We start from the raw sequence: 22,764 nt of genomic DNA, 5'->3' as shown, positions 1-22,764 counted from the left end.
CTGATCTCTCCATCCTGTTCGTTTCCGGGCATCACTGCGCTCCGCGCTTGCATAGGGTCTGATGACGTTTCGCGCTGAAACGTCAGCAGGCCCTGGAAATCGCAGGCAATAAAAAGGGGATGCCGAAGCATCCCCTTTTCTTTTGCGCGTTACCTAATCAGGCGTGCGGCTTGGGCGCGTCCTGATCGCGCTGAGCGCTTTCGTCGATAGGAGTGACGATGACGTCATCTTGCTCGACTGGCTCGCTGGCCGGTTGAGTGTCGACGACGGCTTCGTTCTCGACTGCCGGAGCAGCGGGCTCAGCTTCCACCACCGCTGCGGCTGGAGCGGCCTTGGCGGCCTCTTCGGCTTCGCGGGCCAGGCGCTCTTCTTCACGCTTGCGGCGACGCACTTCACGCGGGTCGTTCGGTGCGCGGCCGTTGCTTGCAACCAGTGCTGCGGGTGCAGCCTGCTCTTCGACCGCGGGCGCTTCGACTGCAACTTCCTCGACTGCCGGAGCGGTCTCGGGGGCGGCGGTGAAGGTGGTCTCGGCGACCGGGGCTTCGACCACGGGCGCTTCGAACACTGGCGTCTCGGCAACAGGTGCTTCGACGACGAGCGCTTCGCTGACTGGCTCGGCCGCGACCGGAGCTTCCTGCTGCACTGCTTCGAATTCCGCTGCCGAAGCACGCGGGCGTTCGATTTCAGGCAAGGGCTCGATCACTGCATCGGCACGTTCGGCAACTGTTTCTGCCGGCACTTCGACTGGCGCAGGCGCTTCTTCGACCACAACGGCAGCAGCTTGTGCGGGCTGCTCGGTCTCGACCGCTGCCTGTACGTCCTGTGCGGCGACAGGTGCTGCGATTTCGGTGGTGGCAAAGGTCTCTGCTTGCTGAGCGACCGGCTGTTCGGCTGGTTTCTCGGTTTCAGCGATAACGGCTGCCACGGTAGCGGCTGCAGCGATGCTGCCGTTGTCTACCGGCTCTTCCGGGTTGTCGTCACTGCCTTCGATCGGGTTGCCATCGGCATCACGCTGACGCTCGCGACGATTGCTGCGACGACGCTGACCGCGGGAGCGGCGACGCGGGCGATCGCCGCCTTCGTTACCTTCCTGATCGTCGTCTTGCTGCTCGTCGTTGTTCAGCACGTCGTCTTCAGCGGCCTCTGCCTGAGCCTGTTCGGCGCGAGGTTGACGCTCTTCGCGAGGCTGGCGTGGTTGGCGCGGCTCACGTTGCGGGCGTTCGGCGCGAGCTTCTTCACCCGCTACGGCTGCGGTTTCGTTCTGCGGCTCGGCGTCCAGCGGGGCGCGCAGCTCGCGCGGCTGACGCTCTTCACGTGGACGACGCTCGCGACGATTCTCCTGGCCTTCACGCGGTTCACGCGGCGGGCGGGACTGACGCACTTCCTGCGGCTCGCGAACTTCCACGTTCTCGCGGGGCTGGCGATCTTCACGCGGAGCACGAGGCTGACGCTCTTCTCGCGGTGCGCGCTCTTCACGAGGCGCACGTTCCTCGCGGGCTGCGCGATCTTCACGTGGGGCGCGTTCTTCGCGGGGCTTGCGCTCTTCGTCGCGACGGTTGCCACGGTTGCGGTTCTGCTGGCGACCGTTACGACGCTCGTCGCCACGCGGCTGACGCTCGCCTGGCTTCTTCTCGACCACGGTTGGTTTCTGCTCTTCGGCACTGGCGAACAGGCCCACCAGGGACTTCACCAGACCTTTGAACAGGCCGGTTTGCGGTGCGGCGGCGACGGGTGCGGCAGCCGGCGCTGCTACGGCAACTTCCGGAGCAGGAGCGCTGCGCGGCGGGGCGGCCTTGATCGCCGCTTCCTGGCGCACCAGGGTGCGAGTGGCGGCTGCCGGCTTCTCTTCCTCGACTTCGACCGTGGCCATTTCGTAGCTGGTCTGGGTGCTCTGGGCTTCCGGGCTGTCGTCGCGGATGCGCTGCACTTCGAAGTGCGGGGTTTCCAGGTGGTCGTTCGGCAGGATGACGATGCGCGCACGGGTACGCAGTTCGATCTTGGTGATCGAGTTGCGTTTTTCGTTGAGCAGGAAGGCGGCGACCGGGATCGGCACCTGGGCGCGTACCTCGGCGGTACGATCCTTCAGGGCTTCTTCTTCGATCAGGCGCAGAATCGCCAGGGACAGGGATTCGACGTCACGGATGATGCCTTGACCGTTGCAGCGCGGGCAGACGATGCCGCTGCTTTCGCCCAGCGACGGGCGCAGGCGCTGACGGGACATTTCCAGCAGGCCGAAGCGCGAGATGCGCCCGACCTGTACGCGGGCACGGTCGGCTTCCAGGGCTTCACGCACTTTCTCTTCGACGGCGCGCTGGTTCTTGGCCGGCGTCATGTCGATGAAGTCGATGACGATCAGGCCGCCGATGTCGCGCAGGCGCAGCTGACGGGCGATCTCTTCGGCGGCTTCCAGGTTGGTCTGCAGCGCGGTTTCCTCGATGTCGCTGCCTTTGGTGGCGCGCGCCGAGTTGATGTCGATGGACACCAGGGCTTCGGTCGGGTCGATGTAGATCGAACCACCGGACGGCAGCTTCACTTCACGCTGGAAAGCGGTTTCGATCTGGCTTTCGATCTGGAAGCGGTTGAACAGCGGCACGCTGTCTTCGTACAGCTTGATCTTGCTGGCGTACTGCGGCATTACCTGGCGGATGAAGGTCAGGGCTTCTTCCTGGGCTTCGACGCTGTCGACCAGCACTTCGCCGATGTCCTGGCGCAGGTAGTCGCGGATGGCGCGGATGATGACGTTGCTTTCCTGGTAGATCAGGAACGGCGCAGGGCGATCCTGGGACGCCTCCTTGATGGCGCTCCACAGTTGCAGCAGGTAATCGAGGTCCCACTGCATTTCTTCGCTGGAACGGCCCAGGCCGGCGGTGCGCACGATCAGGCCCATGTCATTGGGGATGTCGAGGCCGTTGAGGGCTTCGCGCAGTTCGTTGCGCTCCTCGCCTTCGATGCGGCGGCTGATGCCACCGGCACGCGGGTTGTTGGGCATCAGCACCAGGTAGCGGCCGGCGAGGCTGATGAAGGTGGTCAGGGCTGCGCCCTTGTTGCCACGCTCTTCTTTCTCGACCTGGACGATGACTTCCTGGCCTTCCTTGAGCACGTCCTTGATGTTGACGCGACCTTCGGGGGCCTTGCTGAAGTACTCGCGGGAGATTTCCTTGAGGGGCAGGAAGCCGTGACGCTCGGAGCCGAAGTCGACGAATGCGGCTTCGAGGCTGGGTTCTACGCGGGTAATGCGACCTTTGTAGATATTGGATTTCTTCTGTACGCGGGCGCCGGACTCGATGTCCAGATCGTACAGGCGCTGGCCATCTACCAACGCAACACGCAACTCTTCGGGTTGAGTTGCGTTAATCAACATTCTTTTCATGTGGTACCAATGGTTTCCGGTGCTGCCGGAAGCCGCGTTAGGCACCCACGACGCTCAGGGTCGGTGTCAGGCGCGTCAGAAACGGGCGTAAATCGTTTCATTGTCGAGCGGCAGCAGCCAGTTTTGCTGGGCCGCGACGGACGTCTCCTGCTTGCTGTATGTGACAGAAAGCACTCAGAACTCGCTGGCGATCGGCTAAGCATCGGCCGTGCTGCGTTAAAACCGGCTAGGAAGTCTCGTTTACCTAAGTAAGCTCTGCTTCTTCGCATGCCCCGGATCGGAGGCTGTTGCTAACGTAGCGTCTTGCGTGGCGCTGGCTTGCGAGACCGTAAACAGGTTCTCAGTCAGGAGGAGGAATCAAGGGTCGGTAGCGGACGATATGAAGCGTCTCTGATAAAGCTGTTTGCTACGCAGGCCGACCGTTGTGCATCTCCACCCTACACGTATGGCTGAAAATCGGGTGCCGCTCACGAAAAATCCGCAGCGGGTTGGCATTACCGCGACTGTCCATAGGGGCAGTCGCGCATCTGTGTCTCAGGCCTTATTTCCGAGTTTCTCGAGCAGCCATGCAGGCCTATCGCTCTCCGAGACGCCCGTCGGACGGCCTTACGTCCTGAATGGGTTGCTTGATTCGCGATGGCGGTTCGGCAACATCCGCGAATCAGGCCGCTTTTGGCGGCATTCGCGACTATAGCAGCAATGATTAAGTGCTTCAAATGCATAAAAATTGTATGATCGCGGCCATGACGATACCCATTCCCCCTACCTCCGGCGTTCAGCTGCTCGAGGTCGCGCCTGAACTCGCGGGTCAGCGCATCGACAACTTCCTTCGCACCCAGCTCAAGGGTGTGCCCAAGACCTTGATCTACCGCATCCTGCGCAAGGGTGAGGTGCGGGTCAACAAAGGTCGGATCAAGCCCGAATACAAGCTGCAGCCTGGTGACATCGTACGCGTACCGCCGCTGCGCCTGGCCGAGCGTGACGAGCCCGAGCCGCTGGCCCAGGGGCTGCTGCAACGCCTGGAGGCGGCCATCGTCCACGAAGACAAGGCGCTGATCGTGATCAACAAGCCGGCCGGCATCGCCGTGCACGGCGGCAGCGGCCTCAATTACGGGGTGATCGAGGCCTTTCGCCAGTTGCGCCCGGATGCCAAGGACCTGGAACTGGTCCATCGCCTCGACCGCGACACTTCCGGGCTGCTGATGATCGCCAAGAAGCGCAGCATGCTGCGTCATCTCCATGAAGCACTGCGCGGTGACGGCGTCGACAAGCGCTACATGGCCTTGGTGCGTGGCCACTGGGCGACGGCCAGGAAGCAGATCAACGCGCCGCTGCTCAAGAGTAACCTGCGTTCCGGCGAGCGCATGGTCGAGGTCAACCCCGAAGGCAAGGACGCGCTCACCCTGTTCCGCGTGCTGCGCCGTTTCGGCGAGTTCGCCACCCTGGTCGAAGCCAAGCCGGTGACCGGCCGTACCCACCAGATTCGTGTGCATGCCCAGTATGGCGGGCACTGTATCGCCGGGGACAGCAAGTACGGTGACGACGACTTCACCCGCGAGATTCGTGAACTGGGCGGCAAGCGCCTGTTCCTGCATGCCTACGAGCTGAACGTGCCGTTGCCCGAGGGGGGCGTGCTGAAGCTCGAGGCGCCGGTCGACGACATGTGGGCGCGCACGCTGGAGCGCCTGAGTGCGTGACTACCGGCTGCTGATCTTCGACTGGGACGGTACGCTGGTGGACTCCATTGGCCGCATCGTCGCGGCCATGCACCAGGCCGCCGACCAGTGCGGCATGCCGCGGCGCAGTGACGAGGCGGTCAAGGGCATCATTGGCCTGGCGCTGCCCGAGGCGATCACTACGCTTTATCCGGAACTCGTCGAAGCCGCACACGTCGAACGCTTCCGTGCCCGCTACAGCGACTGTTATGTGGCCATGGATCAAGTGCCTTCGGCGTTCTTCGCGCATGTGGAGCAGAGCCTGGCGCAGTTCCGCGCGCAGGGTTATCAGTTGGCCGTTGCCACCGGCAAGAGCCGCCGTGGCCTGCAGCGGATTCTCGACACGCTGGGCTGGCAGGAATATTTCGATATCACGCGGTGCGCCGATGAAACGGCGAGCAAGCCAGACCCCCGGATGCTGCATGAAATTCTCCAGCATTGTGGCGTTGGCGCCGAGCAGGCACTGATGGTTGGTGACTCTTCGTTCGATCTGCTGATGGCGCAGCGCGCGGGTATGGATTGTGTGGCAGTGGGTTACGGTGCGCAGACGCTGGCGGCGCTGGGCGCCTATCGGCCGACGCTGTCGATCAACCATTTCATGGAACTGGGGGCCTGGTTGAACCAGAGTGTGGCCGAGCCCCGAACCGAGGAGACTGAGCATGTGGGGGGATAAAAAGACGCCAGTGGTTGCCGAAAGCGACCCGAAGAGCTGGAGGCTTCTCGAGAAGACGTTGCTGGCCAGCGTGCACGAGCAGCGCCGGTCGCGGCGCTGGGGAATCTTCTTCAAACTGCTGACTTTTATCTACCTGTTCGGCGCACTGGCGCTGTTCTCGCCGCTGCTCAACCTGCAGAAGGGTGCCAGCAGCACGCCGCACACCGCGGTGATCGACGTGCGCGGCATGATCGCCGACAAGGAAGCGGCCAGTGCCGACAATATCGTTGGCAGCCTGCGTGCGGCGTTCAAGGACCCCAATACCAAAGGTGTGATCCTGCGCATCAACAGCCCAGGTGGCAGCCCGGTGCAATCGGGGTACATCTATGACGAAATCCGCCGCCTGCGTGGCCAGCATCCGGATACCAAGGTCTATGCGGTGATTTCCGACCTGGGCGCCTCGGGGGCCTATTACATCGCCAGCGCCGCCGACCAGATCTATGCCGACAAGGCCAGCCTGGTGGGTTCCATTGGGGTCACGGCGGCCAGCTTCGGTTTCACCGGCTTGATGGACAAGCTGGGCGTCGACCGCCGCGTCTACACCTCGGGCGAGCACAAGGCGTTTCTCGATCCGTTCCAGCCGCAGAAGCCCGAGGAGGCCGAGTTCTGGAAAACCGTGCTGGAAACCACTCACAAGCAATTCATCGACAGCGTGAAAAAGGGCCGTGGCGATCGCCTCAAGGATGCCGAGCATCCGGAGCTGTTTTCCGGCCTGGTCTGGTCGGGCGAGCAGGCGCTGAGCCTGGGCCTGGTCGATGCCTTGGGCAGCACCAGCTACGTGGCCCGTGAAGTGGTCGGTCAGGAAGAGCTGGTGGACTTCACCGTGCAGGAAAGCCCGCTGGATCGCTTCACCAAGAAGCTGGGGGCCAGCGTAGCGGAGCAGTTGGCGATGTGGATGGGGTTCCAGGGCCCGGCACTGCGCTGATTGCCCGAGATGCAATCAAAAGCCCCGGCCAAGTGCCGGGGCTTTTGATTCGGCGATCGCTTTTCAGGGGGGCAGTAGGGCGCACTCGAGGCTGGTGGACAGATGAAGCGCCAGCTACGCGCCCCGCCCCCTACGCATGAACCGGGCACATCAGCCAGGCACAAGAGGTTCTGGTCGCGCGCAGATTACTTGACGCTTTAGCTGCTCCTAGCGCTCATCGAGGGCGAAGGCCGTCAGGCTGTAGGTGGGAATGCCCATGTCCTGCAGTTTTCGCGAGCCACCAAGCTCGGGCAGATCGATGATCGCAGCTGCTTCGTACAGGCTGGCTCCCATGCGTTTCACCAGTTGCACAGCCGCGAGCAGGGTACCGCCGGTGGCGATCAGGTCATCGACGATCAGTACCTTGTCGCCTTCGCACAGGCTATCAGCGTGGACTTCCAGAAAGGCTTCGCCGTATTCGGTCTGGTAGCCCTGGCTGAGTACGTCCGCTGGCAGTTTGCCCTGCTTGCGGAACAGCACCAGCGGCTTGTTCAGCTCGTAGGCGAGGATCGAGCCGATCAGGAAACCGCGCGCATCCATAGCGCCGACGTGGCTGAAATCGGCCTCTACATAACGCTGGATCAGGCTGTCGATGACCATGCGCAGGGCGCGTGGCGACTGGAACAGCGGGGTGATGTCGCGAAACACCACGCCCGGTTTCGGGAAGTCGCTAACCGGGCGAATGAGGGTCTTGATACTGAATTCGTCGAAAATCATCGGTAATCCTTGCAGCGGTCAATTGAGCCTTGAACCCGTTCATGATCTCGCGAGCTAGAGCCATGCAAGGCCTGGGCGGCACCACAGAAAAAGGCGAGGAGGCGGACGGGGCTTTACACGCTGTAAATGAGCACCCCGACTGCGCTGGCGATCCAGCGTGTTTTCAGCGCCGCAGGGCCGACGCGCAGCAGATCATGAGTTGGTTCTCAGGGCCCTGTCAGCCGTTGAGACTGCCACCGGCCAGGGCGCACAGCTCGATCGGGTCGAGAATATGCACTTCCTTGCCCTCGGCTTCGAGCAGTTTGCTCTGCTGGAAGCGGGTGAATACCCGGGACACGGTTTCCACCGCCAGGCCCAGGTGATTGCCGATCTCGTTGCGTGACATGGCCAGGCGGAACTGGTTGGCGGAGAAGCCACGGGCGCGGAAGCGCGCCGACAGGTTGACCAGGAAGGTGGCGATGCGCTCGTCGGCGGTCTTCTTCGAAAGCAGCAGCATCATCTGCTGGTCGTCGCGAATCTCGCGGCTCATGATGCGCATCAGCTGGCGGCGCAACTGCGGCAGGTTCACCGACAGCTCGTCGAGGCGTTCGAAGGGGATTTCGCAGACCGATGTGGTTTCCAGGGCCTGGGCCGACACCGGGTACAGCTCGGTGTCCATGCCGGAAAGGCCCACCAGCTCGCTGGGCAGGTGAAAGCCGGTGATCTGCTCTTCGCCCGCATCGCTCAGGCTGAAGGTCTTCAGTGCCCCCGAGCGTACGGCGAACACCGAGTTGAAGGTGTCGCCCTGGCGGAACAGGAACTCGCCTTTCTTCAAAGGCCGTCCGCGTTTGACGATCTCGTCGAGTGCATCCATGTCTTCCAGGTCCAGCGACAGGGGCAGGCACAGGCTGGCGAGGCTGCAGTCCTTGCAGTTTGCCTGATGAGGGGTACGCAGCTTGATGCTTTCGGACATCGGCAGGGATCCTAGGGGAGACGGACAGAAGGCTCAAGGGTACCCCACTGAGCACGAAGGGGCCAGCCGCGGTTCGCTGCTCAAGTGCCGCGGGTTGTCGCCGATAACCTGGCGTCGATCAAAGAGCATGGAAGGAGTACGTGATATGCGTGTGGATGTTCCCGTTTCGCTGCACAGTGGCGCCAGTGTATCGGTGGCCAGTACCGGGGCAGTGGTCGATACGCTGGTGGAGGCCAACGAATCCGCCGATGGCGAGGTCGTGCAACAGGAGGGCGTGAGGGTCACCCTGTCGGCCGATGGCCTGGCACGGGCGGCCAATACGGACAAGGAGAAGAGCAAGGACATCGACGACAGTAACCTGCCGGACGTCGTCAAGCAGATTCTCAAGATGATCCGCCAGCTCAAGGCGCAATTGGCTGAGAAGATGGCTGAACTGCAGGCGATGATGACCGACCAGTCTCTCGCTCCCGAGGCTCGCCAGGCACAGGCCCAGGCCCTGCAGACGGAGGTCGGCTCGATCAGCAGTGCGCTGAGCGGTGCCAACGCGCAATTGGCCAAGGTCATGCGCGAGCAGGGGGTGAGCAGCGAACAGGGAGCCGCTGTCGCCGCGCTGATGAGCGCCTGAGCCAGCCCTGGCCCCAGACCGGGGCTGGGGTACTTCAGATCACCCGCGAGAAGCGTTGCAGGTTCTGTCCGCTCAGGTAGCGGTCGAACAGCATGCACAGCGACCGTACCATCAGCCGTCCTGCCGGCAGCACGTCGATGCCGTCGTTCGTCAAGTCGATCAGGCCGTCGCGGCCCATCTGCTGCAGAGCCGGCCAGGTGTCGGCGAAGTAGCTGCGCATGTCGATGGCGAAGCGCTGTTCGATCGACGCGAAATCCAGGTGGAAGTGACAGATCAGTTGCTGGATCACCGCGCGGCGCACGCGGTCGTCGTCATTGCAGAGCAGGCCGCGCTGGGTGGCCAGCTGTTGGTTGCTCAGGCTGGCCTGGTAGGTGGCCAGGTCCGAGCTGTTCTGGCAGTACAGGTCGCCGACCTGGCTGATCGACGACACGCCGAGGCCGATCAGGTCGCAGTGGCCGTGGGTGGTGTAGCCTTGGAAGTTGCGCTGCAGGCTACCGTCTTCCTGGGCGCTGGCCAGCTCGTCGTCGGGCAGGGCGAAGTGGTCCATGCCGATATAGCGGTAACCGGCGCTCGTCAATTGCTCGATGCTGCCTTGCAGCATGGCCAGCTTGTTTGCGGCGCTGGGCAACTGTTGGCTGTCGATGCGCCGCTGGGGCATGAAGCGCTCCGGCAGGTGAGCGTAATTGAACAGCGACAGGCGATCCGGTTGCAGGGCGATGACCTGCTGCACGGTATGGGCGAAGTTCTCCGGTTTCTGCTGTGGCAAGCCATAGATCAGGTCAATGTTCACCGAACGGAACTGCAGGGTGCGCGCGGCCTCGATGATGGCGCGGGTTTCCTCCAGGCTCTGCAGGCGATTGACGGCGCGCTGCACGTTGGGATCGAGATCCTGCACGCCCAGGCTGACGCGGTTGAAGCCCAGCTCGCGCAGCAGGCCCATGGTCGACCAGTCCGCTTCGCGAGGATCGATCTCGATGCTGTAGTCGCCGGAGTCGTCGTCGAGCAGGGTGAAATGCTCGCGCAAGCCGCTCATCAGCCGGCGTAGCTCGGCGTGGCTGAGAAAGGTCGGCGTGCCGCCGCCCAGGTGCAGTTGTTCGATGTGCTGGCGGCGGTCGACATGGTGGCCGATCAGCGCCATTTCCCGCTCCAGTTCCTGCAGGTAAGGCTGGGTGCGGCCGCGATCCTTGGTGATGACCTTGTTGCAGGCGCAGTAGTAGCAGATGTTGGCGCAGAACGGCAGGTGCAGGTACAGCGACAATGGACGCAGGGCACGACGGCTCTCGCGCAGGGCATGGAGCAGGTCGAACGAGCCGATGCCATCGTGGAACTGCACGGCGGTGGGGTAAGAGGTGTAGCGTGGGCCGGCTTGATCGTAGCGGCGGATCAGGTCGGAATCCCACTGGATGGCGTCGAGCATGGTGAATTCCGCTTCAGCGTTGAATGCTCAGCAGTCTAGGGCGCGCCTGGCCTGGTCTTTTTGATCTGAGTCATGGGGTCGCAGTGGTGGCGCGACCGCTGGGTCTACGCCGATGTGTGCTGGCTTCTGCGTAGGCTGGGCTTCAGTGCCCCATCAGCCAGTGCTGGTGGGGGCCGGGTAGTGTCCACAGGCCGAACAGCATCACCAGCAGGCCGCCGGCCATGCGCACACCACGCTGGCGCAGCAGGCTGCCCATACGCTCGGCCGCCAGGCCGGTGGCCAGCAGCACGGGCAGGGTGCCGATGCCGAATGCCAGCATCAAGGCGGCGCTGTGCAGGGCGTCACCCTGGCTGGCTGCCCACAGCAGGGTGCTGTAGACCAGGCCGCAGGGCAGCCAGCCCCACAGGCCGCCGAAGAGCAGCGCGCGAGACGGGCTGGTGATCGGCATGAGACGGCGGGCAAGCGGTTGCAGATGTCGCCAGAGACCGCGGCCCAGCGCTTCGATGCGCGTCAGGCCGCTCCACCAGCCGGCCAGATAGAGCCCCATGACGATCAACAGCCCGCCAGCGATGGCGCGCAACAGGTTCGCCAGCGGGCCGCTGGCCAACGCCCAGCCCGCCAGGCCGAGCAACAGGCCGGCCAGCGCATAGCTGAGGATGCGGCCGGCGTTGTAGGCCAGCAACAGGCGCAGCCGCTGCTCGCGTCGTTCGGGGGGAATGGCCAGGGTCAGGGCGCCCATCAGCCCGCCGCACATGCCCAGGCAATGGCCGCCGCCGAGCAGCCCGAGAATCAGCGCGGACAGCAACTGCGCCAGCAGGTCAGTCATGGCGCGGCTTGTCCGGCTCGTTGGCCTGCTGCAGGGCAGCCTTGTGGCGTGGGTCATCGTCATCGAAGAGGATGCGGTGGGCTGGGCTGTCGAGGTCGTCGTACTGGCCGCTGTCGACCGCCCAGAAGAACAGCCACACGGCGAAGGCGACCAGCAGCAGGGCAACGGGAATCAGGATGTACAGTGCGGTCATGATGATTTCCCCAGGCGCAGTGCATTGAGCACCACCAGCAACGAACTGAACGACATGCCCAGCGCGGCCCAGATCGGGGTGATCCAGCCGAGGGCCGCGAAAGGCAGCACCAAACCATTGTACAGCCCGGCCCAGGCCAGGTTCTCGACGATGATGGTGCGCGTGCGGCGGGCCAGGCGCAGGGCGTCGACCAGGCTGCCCAGGCGATTGGAGAGCAGCACGGCATCGGCATTGATCTTGGCCAGGTCGGAGGCCGAGCCCATGGCCACGCTGATATCCGCGCCGGCGAGTACCGGAACGTCGTTGACGCCGTCGCCGAGCATCAGTACGCGCCGTCCTTGTTTCTGCAGGTCGTGCAGCATGGCCAGCTTGGCATCCGGCGTCAGCCCACCCTGGGCGTGCTCGATACCCAGTCGAGCGGCCACTTCGCCGACCATCGGCGAGCTGTCGCCACTGAGCAGGAGAATCTGCCAGCCACGAGCCCGGACGGCCTCGATCAGCGCAGGGGCATCGTCACGCAGGCGATCATCGAGCACGAACCAGGCCAGTGGGCCGTGCTCATCACCGAGTAGCAGCCACTGGCCCTGATCACCCGGGATGTCGGGTGACGGGCTGGCGCTGAGCGCGCTGACGAACGCAGCCTGGCCGATGCGCAGCCGACGACCGTCCACCACGCCCTGCAAGCCCAGGCCGGGGACGTTCTCCAGGGCTTCAGCGGGAGCTGCGGCATGGCCGAAAGCGCGAGCGATGGGATGCTCGGAGTGGCTTTCCAGGGCGGCGGCGAGGGCCAGGCAGGCATCGCCACTCAGCGGGCCCAGCGGTTGCACGGCACGCAGGGTCAGGCGGCCTTCGGTGAGGGTGCCGGTCTTGTCGACGATCAGCGTGTCGATCTGCTCCAGACCCTCCAGTACGTGGCCTCGGGTCAGCAGCATGCCCTGTTTGTGCAGGGTGCCGGTGGCGGTGGTCAGAGCGGTTGGCGTGGCCAGGGCGAGGGCGCAGGGGCAGGTGGCCACGAGCAGGGCGAGCACCACCCAGAACGCTCGGGCGGGATCGACCTGCCACCAGAGCAGGCCGACGATGGCGGCCACCAGCAGAACGATCAGCAGGAACCACTGGGCGACCCGGTCGGCGAGTTCCGCCAGGCGCGGTTTTTCGCTCTGGGCGCGCTCCAGCAGGCGCACGATGGCCGACAGCCGGGTGGAGTCGCCCAGTGCCTGTACCTCGACGGTCAGCGGGCCTTCGACGTTGAGGGTACCAGCGGTGACGCCATCACCGATGGTACGGGGTTGCGGCAGGTATTCGCCGGTGAGCAGGGATTCGTCGATGCTGGAATGGCCCTGTAGAACCTGGCCGTCAGCAGGTAGCAAGGCGCCGGGCGGTACCAGCACCTGATCACCGAGGCGCAGCTCGTCGAGCAGGATGCGCTGGCTCTGGCCGCGTTGGTCCAGGCGCAGGCAGGAGGCCGGCAACAGCTTGACCAGTTGCGCGGTCGCCGCTGCGGTGCGCTCGCGGGCGCGCCGCTCCAGGTAGCGCCCGCTGAGCAGAAACAGGGCGAACATGCCCACCGCGTCGAAATACAGCTCGCCGTGGCCGCTGACCGTTGACCAGATACCCGCTGCGTAGGCGCCGCCGATGGCCAGCGATACCGAGACGTCCATGCTCAGGTGGCGGGTGCGCAGGGCACGCAGGGCGCCGCGGAAGAACTGGCCGCAACAATAGAAGACGATGGGGGTGGTGAGAAAAAGGCTGACCCAGCGCAGTATGCTGTCCAGCTCAGCGCTGAGGTCGACATTGAATTCCGGCCAGGTGGCCATGCTTGCCATCATCACCTGCATCCACAGCAGCCCGGCCATCCCCAGCTCGCGCATGGCCCGGCGATTTTCTCGGGTCAACTGCTCGGCAGCGGCATCGGCCTGCCAGGGGTGGGCGGCGTAACCGATACGGCGGATTTCACCGAGCAGTTGGCTGAGCGGCAATAGGGTCGCGTCCCAACGCACCAGCAGGCGGTGACTGGACAGGTTGAGGTGCGCTTCGGCTACGCCCGGCAGGGCGTGCAGGTGTTTCTCGATCAGCCAGCCACAGGCCGCGCAACTGATGCCTTCGATGAGCAGATTCGCCTCGCTCAGCTCGCCCTGCCGTTCGACGAAGGGTTGTTGTACGTCGCTGCGGTCGTACAGCGCCAGCTCATCTGGCAGTACCTGAGGCAATTGTCGCGGATTGCTGGCAGCCTCGCTGCGGTGCCTGTAGTAGTGCTCCAGGCCGCTCTGCACGATGGTTTGCGCCACCGCCTGGCAACCGGGGCAGCACATCTCGCGGGGCTGCCCCAGCACCACGGCCTGGAAATGCGTGCCGGCGGCTACCGGCAGGCCACAGTGGTAGCAGGGCGTGGGGGCGGCATGCGCCGCCCCGGAGGCTGAAGCGTCGATCAGTGTTCATCCCCGAGTTGCAGGCTCTGGCCGGGTTGCAGGGTTTCTTCCTCGAACAGGCGCCAGTCCTGGCCGCCTTCCTGGCCGATCAGTTCGACGAAGCGTCGGCCTTGCACACTGTCCTGCAGGTTGCCGCGATACAGGCCTTCACCCTGATGCTGGAGCACCACGCGGCGATCGCGCTCCGGCTGGGTGGGCGATACCAGGTTGAGTACCAGTTGCGCCGGTGCGCTGCTGCCCCGCAGGCGCAGCTCGGCGATGCCGCGCTGGTCATCGAGGTCGAGGCTGGCGCGCAGTCGCAGGCGCACCGCCAGGTTCTCGCGTTCCAGCGACTGGTTGATGCCCTTGCCGACGTCGTAGTAATCGTCGGCGATCAGCCCCGGCGGATTGCGTGTGGCGATGGTCAGCAGGGTCAGCCCCTGGATCACCGAATAGCCCAGCAGGGCGATCAGGAACCAGGGCCAGAACTGCTTGTACCAGGGGGTGGGCGGGAGGTCTTCAGTCATGGCCGGGCCTGTTCTGTCAGCGGACGCTGGGGCCGATGAACCGGCTGCTGGCGTCGTTGTGGATGCGCTCGTCATCCGTGGCATGGATACGGAAGGTGATGTCGTTGGTGCTGGCCGGCAGTTTCTCCGCATCGACGGACAGCTCCACCGGGATCGCCAGCACTTCTCCAGCCAGCGCGCGGACTTCGCGGCGACCCTCGTAGAGCAGGCCATCCAGGCCGTCGGCCTCGATACGGTAAACGACGTCCCGTTGCGCCTTGTTCATGATCTTCAGGGTATACACGTTCTCGATCCGGCCCTGCTCGTTCTCCCGGTAGAGTACCCGATCCTTGAGCACGTCCAGTTCCACCAGCGAGCGTGCCTGCAGCGCCCAGCCGAACACCGCGAGCATGGCCAGCAGCGCCACGGCGTAGCCGATCAGCCGTGGGCGCAGCAAGCGGGTCTGTTGCCCGGAAAGGTTGTGCTCGGTGGTGTAGCTGATCAGCCCGCGCGGGTAGTTCATCTTGTCCATGATGCTGTCGCAGGCGTCGATGCAGGCGGCACAGCCGATGCATTCGATCTGCAGGCCATCGCGGATGTCGATGCCGGTGGGACAGACCTGCACGCACAGCGTGCAGTCGATGCAGTCACCCAGGCCCTGGGTCTTGTGATCGGCGCTTTTCTTGCGCGGCCCGCGGGCTTCGCCGCGGCGCGGGTCGTAGGAGACGATCAACGTGTCTTGGTCGAACATCACGCTCTGGAAGCGCGCATAGGGGCACATGTGGATGCATACCTGCTCGCGCAGCCAGCCGGCGTTGCCGTAAGTGGCCAGGGTGAAGAAACCGATCCAGAACAGCGCCCAGCCACTGGCGTCGAAGGTGACCAGCTCGCCGAGCAGTTCGCGGATCGGCGAGAAGTAGCCGACGAAGGTCAGCGCGGTGATCAGCGAAACGCCCAGCCAGATGCCGTGTTTGGCGAGGCGGCGAAGAAACTTGGTCCCGCTCATGGGCGCCTTCTCGAGCTTCATGCGCTGGTTGCGGTCGCCCTCGGTGACCTTTTCCGCCCACATGAAAATCCACGTGAAGACGCTTTGCGGGCAGGTGTAGCCACACCACACGCGGCCGGCGAAGACGGTGATGAAGAACAACCCGAAGGCGGCGATGATCAGCAGCGCCGAGAGCAGCACGAAATCCTGTGGCCAGTAGGTGGCCCCGAAGATGTGGAACTTGCGTTCCGGCAGGTTCCACCACACCGCCTGATGGCCGTTCCAGTTCAGCCACACGGTACCGAAGTAGAGGATGAACAACAGGGCGCCACCGGCTCGGCGCAGGTTGCGGTAGAAGCCACTGAAGGCACGGGTGTGGATTTTCTCGCGACTGGCATAGAGGTCGATGGTCTCGCCAGCGGCTGCGGGCGTGACGTTCTTGACGGGAATCTGTTCACTCATCGGTGGCTACCACAACGGTTGGTCGGGCATGTCGCGACCGATACGTGCCGGTCGCAATCGTTCGCTGCGCCGATGGTACGCCAGCAATCCCGGCAGGGTTTGCGGCTACCGGTCGCAGGGATCAGGCACCACCATCCTAGGCGCAGCACCGGCGTCCCGCCCTGACCCAGATCAGTGCGCTCATTGTTTCTCCTGGCTTCGTGGCGCCGCCGGTTCGTGCTTGCGCTGCGACAGCTGGAACACGTAGGCGGCCAGCAGGTGTACCTTGTCGTTGCCGAGAAAGTCCTTCTGCGCCGGCATCTGGCCGTTGCGGCCATGGCCAATGGTCTGCTGCACCTGGGTGAAACTGGAGCCGTACAGCCAGACCTTGTCGGTCAGGTCGGGGGCGCCGAGCACCTGCATGCCCTTGCCCGCGGGGCCGTGGCACATGGCGCAGCTGGTGGCGTACAACTGCTTGCCCCGGTCGAGGTCCACGGCGACCTCTGCCGGGTTCTGCAGACCGGAAAGGCTGCGCACGTAACCCGTGACGTCGCGCACGCCGTCGTCGCCAATTACCTGCTGCCATCCCGGCATAACGCCTTGGCGACCCTGCATGATGCTGGTCTTGATGGTGTCCGGATCGCCGCCGTACAGCCAGTCATCGTCGGTCAGGTTGGGAAAGCCGAAGGCGCCCTTGGCATCCGAGCCGTGGCACACCGAGCAATGGTTGGCGAACAGGCGGCCACCGATCTTCAGCGCTTGCTCGTCCTTGGCCACGTCGGCGATCGGCATGGCGGCGTAGCTGGCGAACAGCGGGCCGTAGCGTGCATCGGCGAGGGCCATCTCACGCTCCCATTGGGCGACTTGCGTCCAACCGGCCTGGTAGCCAGGCAGCAGTCCCTTGAAGTTGCCCAGGCCGGGATAGAGGAGCAGGTAGCCGAAGGCGAACACCAGGGTGGCGACGAACAGCAGGAACCACCAGCGAGGCAGCGGGTTGTCGTATTCCTCGATGCCATCGAAGCTGTGGCCGACGGTCTGGTCCGTGTTGTCGGAACGCTGGCCCTTGCGGGTGGCGAATATCAGCCAGGTCACGGCCAGCAGCGTACCGAGAGTGAGCAGGGCCACGTAGACGCCCCAGAAGGTACTCATGACCTGTCGCTCCCGGCGCTGTCGTTGCCGTCCTTGCGGGCTTCCGGCTCATCGGCGAAGGGCAGGTTGGCCGCCTCGTCAAAGCTCGATTTGCGCTTGCCGCCGTAGGCCCAGAACACCACCGCGACGAAGGCGATGAACACCACGGCGGTGCCGATGCCGCGGATAGTGCCGATATCGGTCAGCAAGGCAGGCATGCAGTCACCGTTTGTTCTCGACAGCGGTGCCGAGCACCTGCAGGTAAGCCACCAGAGCGTCCAGTTCGCTCCTGCCCTCGACCGCCTCCCTGGCCTTGCCGATGTCTTCATCGCTGTAGGGAATACCGAAGCCGCGCATGACCTTCATCTTCTTGGCGGTCAGCGCGCCGTCCAGTTTCTTCTCGACCAGCCAGGGGTAGGCCGGCATCTTCGATTCCGGCACCACGTTGCGCGGATCGATCAGGTGCACGCGGTGCCACTCGTCCGAATAGCGGCCGCCCACCCGGGCCAGATCCGGTCCGGTACGCTTGGAGCCCCACAGGAAGGGGTGGTCCCAGACGCTTTCGCCGGCCACCGAGTAGTGGCCGTAGCGCTCGGTCTCGGCGCGGAACGGACGGATCATCTGCGAATGGCAGCCGACGCAGCCTTCCTTGATGTACACGTCGCGGCCCTCGAGCTGCAGCGCGGTGTAGGGCTGCATGCCGGCGACCGGCTCGTTGACCACGTCCTGGAAGAACAGCGGGACGATCTGCGTCAGGCCGCCGATGCTCACGGCCAGAACCATCAGCAGGGTCATCAGGCCAAGGTTCTTTTCGATGAGGTCGTGCTTCACCGGTTGGCACTCCCTGGGGGGGCGGCGGGAATCTGTGCGGCGGCCTGGTACTGTTCAGGCTGGGCGGCGCGGATGGTCAGCCAGGTGTTCCAGGCCATCAGCAGCATGCCGCTGAAGAAGATCGCGCCGCCGACCATGCGCACCAGGTAGCCGTAGTGGCTGGCCTCCAGGGACTCGACGAACGAATAGGTGAGGGTGCCGTCCTCGTTCACCGCTCGCCACATCAGGCCCTGGGTGATGCCGTTGACCCACATCGCGACGATGTACAGCACGGTGCCGACGGTGGCCAGCCAGAAGTGCACGTGGATCGCCGCCAAGCTGTGCATCTGTGCGCGGCCGAAGACCTGGGGAATCAGGTGATACAGCGAGCCGATGGTGATCATCGCCACCCAGCCCAACGCCCCGGCATGCACGTGGCCGATGGTCCAGTCGGTGTAGTGGGAGAGGGCGTTGACGGTCTTGATGGCCATCATCGGCCCTTCGAAGGTGGACATGCCGTAGAACGCCAGGGAGACCACCAGGAAGCGCAGGATCGGATCGGTGCGCAGCTTATGCCAGGCGCCCGAGAGGGTCATCATGCCGTTGATCATGCCGCCCCAGCTCGGCACCAGGAGGATAATCGACATGACCATGCCGAGGCTCTGCGCCCAGTCCGGCAGCGCGGTGTAGTGCAGGTGGTGCGGGCCGGCCCAGATGTACAGGGTGATCAGCGCCCAGAAATGCACGATGGACAGGCGATAGGAGTAGACCGGGCGCCCGGCCTGCTTGGGCACGAAGTAGTACATCATCCCCAGAAAGCCGGTGGTCAGGAAGAAGCCCACGGCGTTGTGGCCGTACCACCACTGGATCATCGCGTCGGTGGCCCCGGCGTAGGTCGAGTACGACTTGAACAGGCTGACCGGCACCGCCGCGCTGTTGACCACGTGCAGCATGCCGGTAACCAGGATGAAGGCGCCGAAGAACCAGTTGGCGACATAGATGTGGCGCGTTCTGCGCCTGGCGATGGTGCCGAAGAACACCACCATGTACACCAGCCAGACGATGCCCAGGAGGATGTCGATCGGCCATTCCAGCTCGGCGTATTCCTTGCTGCTCGTGTAGCCCTGCGGCAGGCTGATCACCGCGCCGACGATCACCGTCTGCCAGCCCCAGAAGGTAAAGGCCGCCAGGCGGTCGGACAGCAGCCGAACCTGACAGGTACGCTGTACCACGTAATAGCTGGTGGCGAACAGCGCGCAGCCGCCGAAGGCGAAGATCACCGCATTGGTGTGCAGGGGGCGCAGGCGACCGAAGCTCGTCCACTCCATGCCCAGGTTCAATTGTGGCCATACCAGCTGCGCAGCGATGAACACCCCCAGCGCCATACCGACCACCCCCCAGACTACCGTCATCACGGCGAACTGGCGGACGACCTTGTAGTTATACGCAGCCGGGCTGCTTGCTGGGCTCATGCTGGGTTCCACGCTGGGCTGGGTGCTGCCGATGGGGCGGTAGATATTTTGGGCGGCGCGAGTATCCCCCGACGAGCTCGGGCGGTGCAATGCGTGGGAAATGTGGTGCAAGCTTTCTGGCGGGCAGCGTGCCGGCAGGAGAGGGGGCTGGACTTGCTGATGGTGGCTTGCAGATGCAGGAACCGAGAGATTGCTCCCTGGGTATCGCTGCACTCAACGCCAGGCTACGGACGGGCGCCGGGCATGGGGCTGGCTTTTTGTAGCCTGGGTAGAGCGAAGCGAAACCCGGGATTGCTCCTGGGCATCGCTGCGCTCAACGTCAGGCTACGGCTGCTCTGGCCAACGCGTTACTTGGGCGCTTCCTGCGTGCGGCTCAGGCTCAGCACATAGGCGGCCAGCAAGTGCACCTTGTCGTTACCCAGGTAGTGCTCCTGGGCGGGCATCTGGCCATTGCGGCCGTAGCGGATGGTTTGTTGCAACTGCGCCAGGCTCGAACCGTAGATCCAGCCACCCGGGTGGGTCAGGTTCGGTGCACCGAGCAGGGCCATGCCGCTGCCGGTCGGACCATGGCAGGCCACACAGGTGCTGTCGTACAGCTGCTTGCCCTTTGCCAGGTCGGCATTGCTGCCTTCCGGCAACGGCAGTTTGGCCAAGCCATTGCGCACATAAGCCGCCACGTTGCGAACGCCGTCGTCGCCGAGCACCTGGCCCCAGGCCGGCATTACGCCGATGCGCCCGTTGAGGATGGTGGTCTTGATGGTTTCGGCCTCGCCGCCCCAGCGCCAGTCCCGATCCGTCAGATTGGGAAAGCCCACTGCGCCCTTGGCGTCCGAGCCATGGCAGATCGAGCAATAGGTGGCGAACAGCCGGCCGCCCATCTTCAGCGCCTGCTCGTCCCGCGCCACCTGCTCCAGGGGCATGGCCGAGTAGCGGGCGAATATCGGCCCGTACTGGGCGTCGGCCTTGGCCACCTCATGCTGCCACTGGGCCACTTGCGTCCAGCCGTCGTCATAGCCAGGCAGCAACCCCTTGAAGTTGCCCAGGCCTGGATACAGCGCGAGGTAGCCGGCAGCGAAGATCAGCGTGCCGAGGAACAGCATGAACCACCAGCGTGGCAGGGGGTTGTCGTACTCCTCGATGCCGTCGAAGGAGTGTCCCATGGTCTGATCGGTGGTGTTCTTGCGCTCGCCTTTGCGGGTAGCGAACAGCAACCAGAACAATGCGACCAGGCTGCCAACCGTCAACAGCGTGATGTACCAGCTCCAGAAGGTGCTCATGGGGTATTTTTCCTCGATACTGCAGTGTTGGGTTCATCGGCGAAGGGCAGCTTGGCCGCTTCGTCGAAGGCCTTGGTGCGTTTGCCGCTGTAGGCCCACAGGGTCACGCAGGTGAAGGCGATCAGCACCAGAGCGGTCCCGATGCCACGCAGCATGCCGATGTCGATCAGGTCGAAAAGCATGGGATCACCTCTTGTTTTTCAAGGCAGTGCCGAGTACTTGCAGGTAGGCGACCAGGGCGTCCATCTCGGTCTTGCCCTTCACCGCAGCCGCGGCACCGGCGATGTCTTCGTCGCTGTAGGGCACGCCGAGCAGGCGCATGGCCTTGAGCTTGGCGGCGGTATCCTTGCCGTCGAGGGTGTTCTCCACCAGCCAGGGGTAGGCCGGCATCTTCGACTCCGGTACCACGTTGCGCGGGTTGTACAGGTGCGCACGGTGCCACTCGTCCGAGTAACGGCTGCCGACACGGGCCAGATCCGGCCCGGTGCGTTTGGAGCCCCACAGGAAAGGGTGGTCCCAGACGCTTTCGCCGGCCACCGAGTAGTGGCCGTAGCGCTCGGTCTCGGCGCGGAACGGACGGATCATCTGCGAATGGCAGCCGACGCAGCCTTCCTTGATGTACACGTCGCGGCCCTCGAGCTGCAGCGCGGTGTAGGGCTGCATGCCGGCGACCGGCTCGTTGACCACGTCCTGGAAGAACAGCGGGACGATCTGTGTCAGGCCGCCGATGCTCACGGCCAGGACCATCAGCAGGGCCATCAGGCCGACGTTCTTTTCGACGATTTCGTGTTTCATCAGTGGGCCCCTTCTACCGAGAATTGCGCGGCGGCTTGCCGTTCGGCCGGCTTGCTGGTGCGCACGGTCTGCCAGGTGTTCCAGGCCATCAGCAGCATGCCGGCGAAGAAGATCGCGCCGCCGATCACCCGCACCACGAAGCCCGGGTGGCTGGCCTCCAGTGCTTCGACGAAGGAGTAGGTGAGGGTGCCGTCGCTGTTCACCGCACGCCACATCAGGCCCTGGGCGATGCCGTTGACCCACATCGCGGCGATGTACAGCACGGTGCCGATGGTGGCCAGCCAGAAGTGCGCGTTGATCGGGGCGATGCTGTGCATCTGTTCGCGGCCGAATACCTTGGGAATCAGGTGATAGAGCGAGCCGATGGTGATCATGGCGACCCAGCCCAGGGCGCCGGCGTGGACGTGGCCGATGGTCCAGTCGGTGTAGTGGGAGAGGGCGTTGACGGTCTTGATGGCCATCATCGGCCCTTCGAAGGTGGACATGCCGTAGAACGCCAGGGAGACCACCAGGAAGCGCAGGATCGGGTCGGTGCGCAACTTATGCCAGGCACCCGAGAGGGTCATCATGCCGTTGATCATGCCGCCCCAGCTCGGCGCCAGCAGCACCAGCGACATCACCATGCCCAGGCTCTGCGCCCAGTCCGGCAGCGCGGTGTAGTGCAGGTGGTGCGGGCCGGCCCAGATGTACACGGTGATCAGCGCCCAGAAGTGCACGATGGACAGGCGATACGAATAGACCGGGCGCCCGGCCTGCTTGGGCACGAAGTAATACATCATCCCCAGGAAGCCGGCGGTGAGAAAGAAGCCCACGGCGTTGTGGCCGTACCACCACTGGATCATTGCGTCGGTGGCGCCGGCATACAACGAATAGGACTTGGTCAGCGTCACCGGCACTTCCAGGTTGTTGACCACGTGCAGCAGTGCGACGGTGAGGATGAACGCGCCGAAGAACCAGTTGCCGACGTAGATGTGGCGAACGTGGCGCTTGATGATGGTGCCGAAGAACACCACCGCATAGCTGACCCAGACGATGGTGATCAGAATATCGATCGGCCATTCCAGCTCGGCATATTCCTTGGAGCTGGTGTAGCCCATTGGCAGGGTGATGGCTGCCAGCAGGATCACCAGTTGCCAGCCCCAGAAGGTGAAGGCAGCCAGCTTGGGGGCGAACAGCGTGGCCTGCGAGGTGCGCTGTACGGCATAGTAGCTGGTGGCGAACAGGGCACAGCCGCCGAAGGCGAAGATCACTGCGTTGGTGTGCAGCGGACGCAGACGGCCGAAGCTCGTCCAGGGCAGATCGAAGTTGAGCCACGGCCAGGCGAGCTGGGCTGCGATGAGCACGCCGAGCCCCATCCCGACGATGCCCCATACCACCGTCATGATGGCGAATTGGCGGACCACCTTGTAGTTATAGGCGGAGCTGGTTGTTGTGTTCATGTCTGGCTTTCCATC

At 64.2% G+C, this 22,764-nt stretch carries 21 protein-coding genes; 4 read left to right on the top strand and 17 right to left on the bottom strand.

Annotated features, from left to right (window positions below; genetic code table 11):
- Positions 1-157 precede the first annotated feature (157 nt).
- Entirely contained in the window at positions 158-3,370 is a 3,213-nt protein-coding gene (rne, locus tag BLR94_RS00660; protein WP_084306507.1) for a ribonuclease E, read from the bottom strand.
- Between the two features lie 743 nt (positions 3,371-4,113).
- On the opposite strand from rne, the gene rluC reads away from it, so the two are divergent.
- The 3 genes from rluC to sppA are packed head-to-tail and all read left to right on the top strand — an operon-like array spanning position 4,114 to position 6,722.
- Positions 4,114-5,067: a 23S rRNA pseudouridine(955/2504/2580) synthase RluC gene (gene rluC / locus BLR94_RS00655; protein WP_084306568.1), complete on the top strand. Its 954-nt coding sequence runs from the start codon at positions 4,114-4,116 to the stop codon at positions 5,065-5,067.
- Entirely contained in the window at positions 5,060-5,758 is a 699-nt protein-coding gene (locus BLR94_RS00650) for an HAD-IA family hydrolase (RefSeq protein WP_084306506.1), read from the top strand. The genes rluC and BLR94_RS00650 overlap by 8 nt, the downstream gene beginning before the upstream one ends.
- Positions 5,745-6,722 (top strand): signal peptide peptidase SppA, encoded by a 978-nt coding sequence (gene sppA / locus BLR94_RS00645; protein ID WP_084306505.1) that lies wholly within the window; start codon positions 5,745-5,747, stop codon positions 6,720-6,722. The genes BLR94_RS00650 and sppA overlap by 14 nt, the downstream gene beginning before the upstream one ends.
- 207 nt (positions 6,723-6,929) lie before the next feature.
- Here sppA and BLR94_RS00640 read toward each other — a convergent pair whose 3' ends face one another.
- Both BLR94_RS00640 and fnr read right to left on the bottom strand, forming a co-directional pair.
- A complete protein-coding gene (locus BLR94_RS00640; protein ID WP_084306504.1) occupies positions 6,930-7,478 on the bottom strand; it encodes an adenine phosphoribosyltransferase in 549 nt (182 codons plus the stop codon).
- Between the two features lie 217 nt (positions 7,479-7,695).
- Positions 7,696-8,430, bottom strand: a complete 735-nt coding sequence (gene fnr, locus BLR94_RS00635; protein WP_090423637.1) for a fumarate/nitrate reduction transcriptional regulator Fnr — start codon at positions 8,428-8,430, stop codon at positions 7,696-7,698.
- 145 nt (positions 8,431-8,575) lie between these two features.
- On the opposite strand from fnr, the gene BLR94_RS00630 reads away from it, so the two are divergent.
- Entirely contained in the window at positions 8,576-9,055 is a 480-nt protein-coding gene (locus tag BLR94_RS00630) for a hypothetical protein (protein WP_084306502.1), read from the top strand.
- Positions 9,056-9,089: 34 nt separating this feature from the next.
- Here the strand turns inward: BLR94_RS00630 and hemN are convergent, their stop codons facing one another.
- From hemN to ccoN (BLR94_RS00560), 14 genes are all read right to left on the bottom strand, one after another.
- Positions 9,090-10,472, bottom strand: coding sequence for an oxygen-independent coproporphyrinogen III oxidase (hemN, locus tag BLR94_RS00625; protein ID WP_084306501.1), 1,383 nt, complete (start codon positions 10,470-10,472; stop codon positions 9,090-9,092).
- Positions 10,473-10,614: 142 nt separating this feature from the next.
- Entirely contained in the window at positions 10,615-11,298 is a 684-nt protein-coding gene (locus tag BLR94_RS00620) for a sulfite exporter TauE/SafE family protein (RefSeq protein WP_084306500.1), read from the bottom strand.
- Positions 11,291-11,491 carry a cbb3-type cytochrome oxidase assembly protein CcoS gene (gene ccoS, locus BLR94_RS00615; RefSeq protein ID WP_084306499.1) on the bottom strand — a complete coding sequence of 67 codons (201 nt, stop codon included), beginning with the start codon at positions 11,489-11,491 and terminating at the stop codon, positions 11,291-11,293. Before ccoS ends, BLR94_RS00620 begins: the two co-directional genes overlap by 8 nt.
- A complete protein-coding gene (locus tag BLR94_RS00610; RefSeq protein WP_084306498.1) occupies positions 11,488-13,917 on the bottom strand; it encodes a heavy metal translocating P-type ATPase in 2,430 nt (809 codons plus the stop codon). Before BLR94_RS00610 ends, ccoS begins: the two co-directional genes overlap by 4 nt.
- Entirely contained in the window at positions 13,917-14,423 is a 507-nt protein-coding gene (locus tag BLR94_RS00605) for a FixH family protein (RefSeq protein ID WP_084306497.1), read from the bottom strand. The genes BLR94_RS00610 and BLR94_RS00605 overlap by 1 nt, the downstream gene beginning before the upstream one ends.
- Before the next feature lie 16 nt (positions 14,424-14,439).
- Positions 14,440-15,849: a cytochrome c oxidase accessory protein CcoG gene (ccoG, locus tag BLR94_RS00600; RefSeq protein WP_084306496.1), complete on the bottom strand. Its 1,410-nt coding sequence runs from the start codon at positions 15,847-15,849 to the stop codon at positions 14,440-14,442.
- A gap of 180 nt (positions 15,850-16,029) precedes the next feature.
- Entirely contained in the window at positions 16,030-16,977 is a 948-nt protein-coding gene (gene ccoP / locus BLR94_RS00595; RefSeq protein ID WP_084306495.1) for a cytochrome-c oxidase, cbb3-type subunit III, read from the bottom strand.
- Positions 16,974-17,174 carry a cbb3-type cytochrome oxidase subunit 3 gene (locus BLR94_RS00590; protein WP_084306494.1) on the bottom strand — a complete coding sequence of 67 codons (201 nt, stop codon included), beginning with the start codon at positions 17,172-17,174 and terminating at the stop codon, positions 16,974-16,976. The genes ccoP (BLR94_RS00595) and BLR94_RS00590 overlap by 4 nt, the downstream gene beginning before the upstream one ends.
- Before the next feature lie 4 nt (positions 17,175-17,178).
- Entirely contained in the window at positions 17,179-17,787 is a 609-nt protein-coding gene (gene ccoO / locus BLR94_RS00585; RefSeq protein WP_084306493.1) for a cytochrome-c oxidase, cbb3-type subunit II, read from the bottom strand.
- Entirely contained in the window at positions 17,784-19,238 is a 1,455-nt protein-coding gene (gene ccoN / locus BLR94_RS00580) for a cytochrome-c oxidase, cbb3-type subunit I (protein WP_084306492.1), read from the bottom strand. The genes ccoO (BLR94_RS00585) and ccoN (BLR94_RS00580) overlap by 4 nt, the downstream gene beginning before the upstream one ends.
- A gap of 347 nt (positions 19,239-19,585) precedes the next feature.
- Complete coding sequence (gene ccoP, locus BLR94_RS00575) at positions 19,586-20,515, bottom strand: cytochrome-c oxidase, cbb3-type subunit III (RefSeq protein WP_084306491.1); 930 nt, start codon at positions 20,513-20,515, stop codon at positions 19,586-19,588.
- Positions 20,512-20,697, bottom strand: coding sequence for a cbb3-type cytochrome oxidase subunit 3 (locus BLR94_RS00570; RefSeq protein ID WP_175154232.1), 186 nt, complete (start codon positions 20,695-20,697; stop codon positions 20,512-20,514). Before BLR94_RS00570 ends, ccoP (BLR94_RS00575) begins: the two co-directional genes overlap by 4 nt.
- A gap of 4 nt (positions 20,698-20,701) precedes the next feature.
- Positions 20,702-21,310, bottom strand: a complete 609-nt coding sequence (gene ccoO / locus BLR94_RS00565; RefSeq protein WP_084306490.1) for a cytochrome-c oxidase, cbb3-type subunit II — start codon at positions 21,308-21,310, stop codon at positions 20,702-20,704.
- Positions 21,310-22,749 carry a cytochrome-c oxidase, cbb3-type subunit I gene (gene ccoN / locus BLR94_RS00560; protein ID WP_090423636.1) on the bottom strand — a complete coding sequence of 480 codons (1,440 nt, stop codon included), beginning with the start codon at positions 22,747-22,749 and terminating at the stop codon, positions 21,310-21,312. The genes ccoO (BLR94_RS00565) and ccoN (BLR94_RS00560) overlap by 1 nt, the downstream gene beginning before the upstream one ends.
- Positions 22,750-22,764: the final 15 nt, after the last annotated feature.

The sequence above is a fragment of the Phytopseudomonas flavescens genome, from assembly GCF_900100535.1.
GTDB lineage: Bacteria > Pseudomonadota > Gammaproteobacteria > Pseudomonadales > Pseudomonadaceae > Aquipseudomonas > Aquipseudomonas flavescens.
The sequence above is the reverse complement of the archived record's forward strand: the minus strand, read 5'-3'. Positions and strand labels throughout refer to the sequence as shown.

What these genes read in the sequence shown, in the direction of transcription:
- rne (WP_084306507.1), bottom strand. Translation starts at nt 3,370, where the DNA reads ATGAAAAGAATGTTGATTAACGCAACTCAACCCGAAGAGTTGCGTGTT.
- rluC (WP_084306568.1), top strand. Translation starts at nt 4,114, where the DNA reads ATGACGATACCCATTCCCCCTACCTCCGGCGTTCAGCTGCTCGAGGTC.
- sppA (WP_084306505.1), top strand. Translation starts at nt 5,745, where the DNA reads ATGTGGGGGGATAAAAAGACGCCAGTGGTTGCCGAAAGCGACCCGAAG.
- BLR94_RS00640 (WP_084306504.1), bottom strand. Translation starts at nt 7,478, where the DNA reads ATGATTTTCGACGAATTCAGTATCAAGACCCTCATTCGCCCGGTTAGC.
- fnr (WP_090423637.1), bottom strand. Translation starts at nt 8,430, where the DNA reads ATGTCCGAAAGCATCAAGCTGCGTACCCCTCATCAGGCAAACTGCAAG.
- BLR94_RS00630 (WP_084306502.1), top strand. Translation starts at nt 8,576, where the DNA reads ATGCGTGTGGATGTTCCCGTTTCGCTGCACAGTGGCGCCAGTGTATCG.
- hemN (WP_084306501.1), bottom strand. Translation starts at nt 10,472, where the DNA reads ATGCTCGACGCCATCCAGTGGGATTCCGACCTGATCCGCCGCTACGAT.
- BLR94_RS00620 (WP_084306500.1), bottom strand. Translation starts at nt 11,298, where the DNA reads ATGACTGACCTGCTGGCGCAGTTGCTGTCCGCGCTGATTCTCGGGCTG.
- ccoS (WP_084306499.1), bottom strand. Translation starts at nt 11,491, where the DNA reads ATGACCGCACTGTACATCCTGATTCCCGTTGCCCTGCTGCTGGTCGCC.
- BLR94_RS00605 (WP_084306497.1), bottom strand. Translation starts at nt 14,423, where the DNA reads ATGACTGAAGACCTCCCGCCCACCCCCTGGTACAAGCAGTTCTGGCCC.
- ccoG (WP_084306496.1), bottom strand. Translation starts at nt 15,849, where the DNA reads ATGAGTGAACAGATTCCCGTCAAGAACGTCACGCCCGCAGCCGCTGGC.
- ccoP (WP_084306495.1), bottom strand. Translation starts at nt 16,977, where the DNA reads ATGAGTACCTTCTGGGGCGTCTACGTGGCCCTGCTCACTCTCGGTACG.
- BLR94_RS00590 (WP_084306494.1), bottom strand. Translation starts at nt 17,174, where the DNA reads ATGCCTGCCTTGCTGACCGATATCGGCACTATCCGCGGCATCGGCACC.
- ccoN (WP_084306492.1), bottom strand. Translation starts at nt 19,238, where the DNA reads ATGAGCCCAGCAAGCAGCCCGGCTGCGTATAACTACAAGGTCGTCCGC.
- ccoP (WP_084306491.1), bottom strand. Translation starts at nt 20,515, where the DNA reads ATGAGCACCTTCTGGAGCTGGTACATCACGCTGTTGACGGTTGGCAGC.
- BLR94_RS00570 (WP_175154232.1), bottom strand. Translation starts at nt 20,697, where the DNA reads ATGCTTTTCGACCTGATCGACATCGGCATGCTGCGTGGCATCGGGACC.
- ccoO (WP_084306490.1), bottom strand. Translation starts at nt 21,310, where the DNA reads ATGAAACACGAAATCGTCGAAAAGAACGTCGGCCTGATGGCCCTGCTG.
- ccoN (WP_090423636.1), bottom strand. Translation starts at nt 22,749, where the DNA reads ATGAACACAACAACCAGCTCCGCCTATAACTACAAGGTGGTCCGCCAA.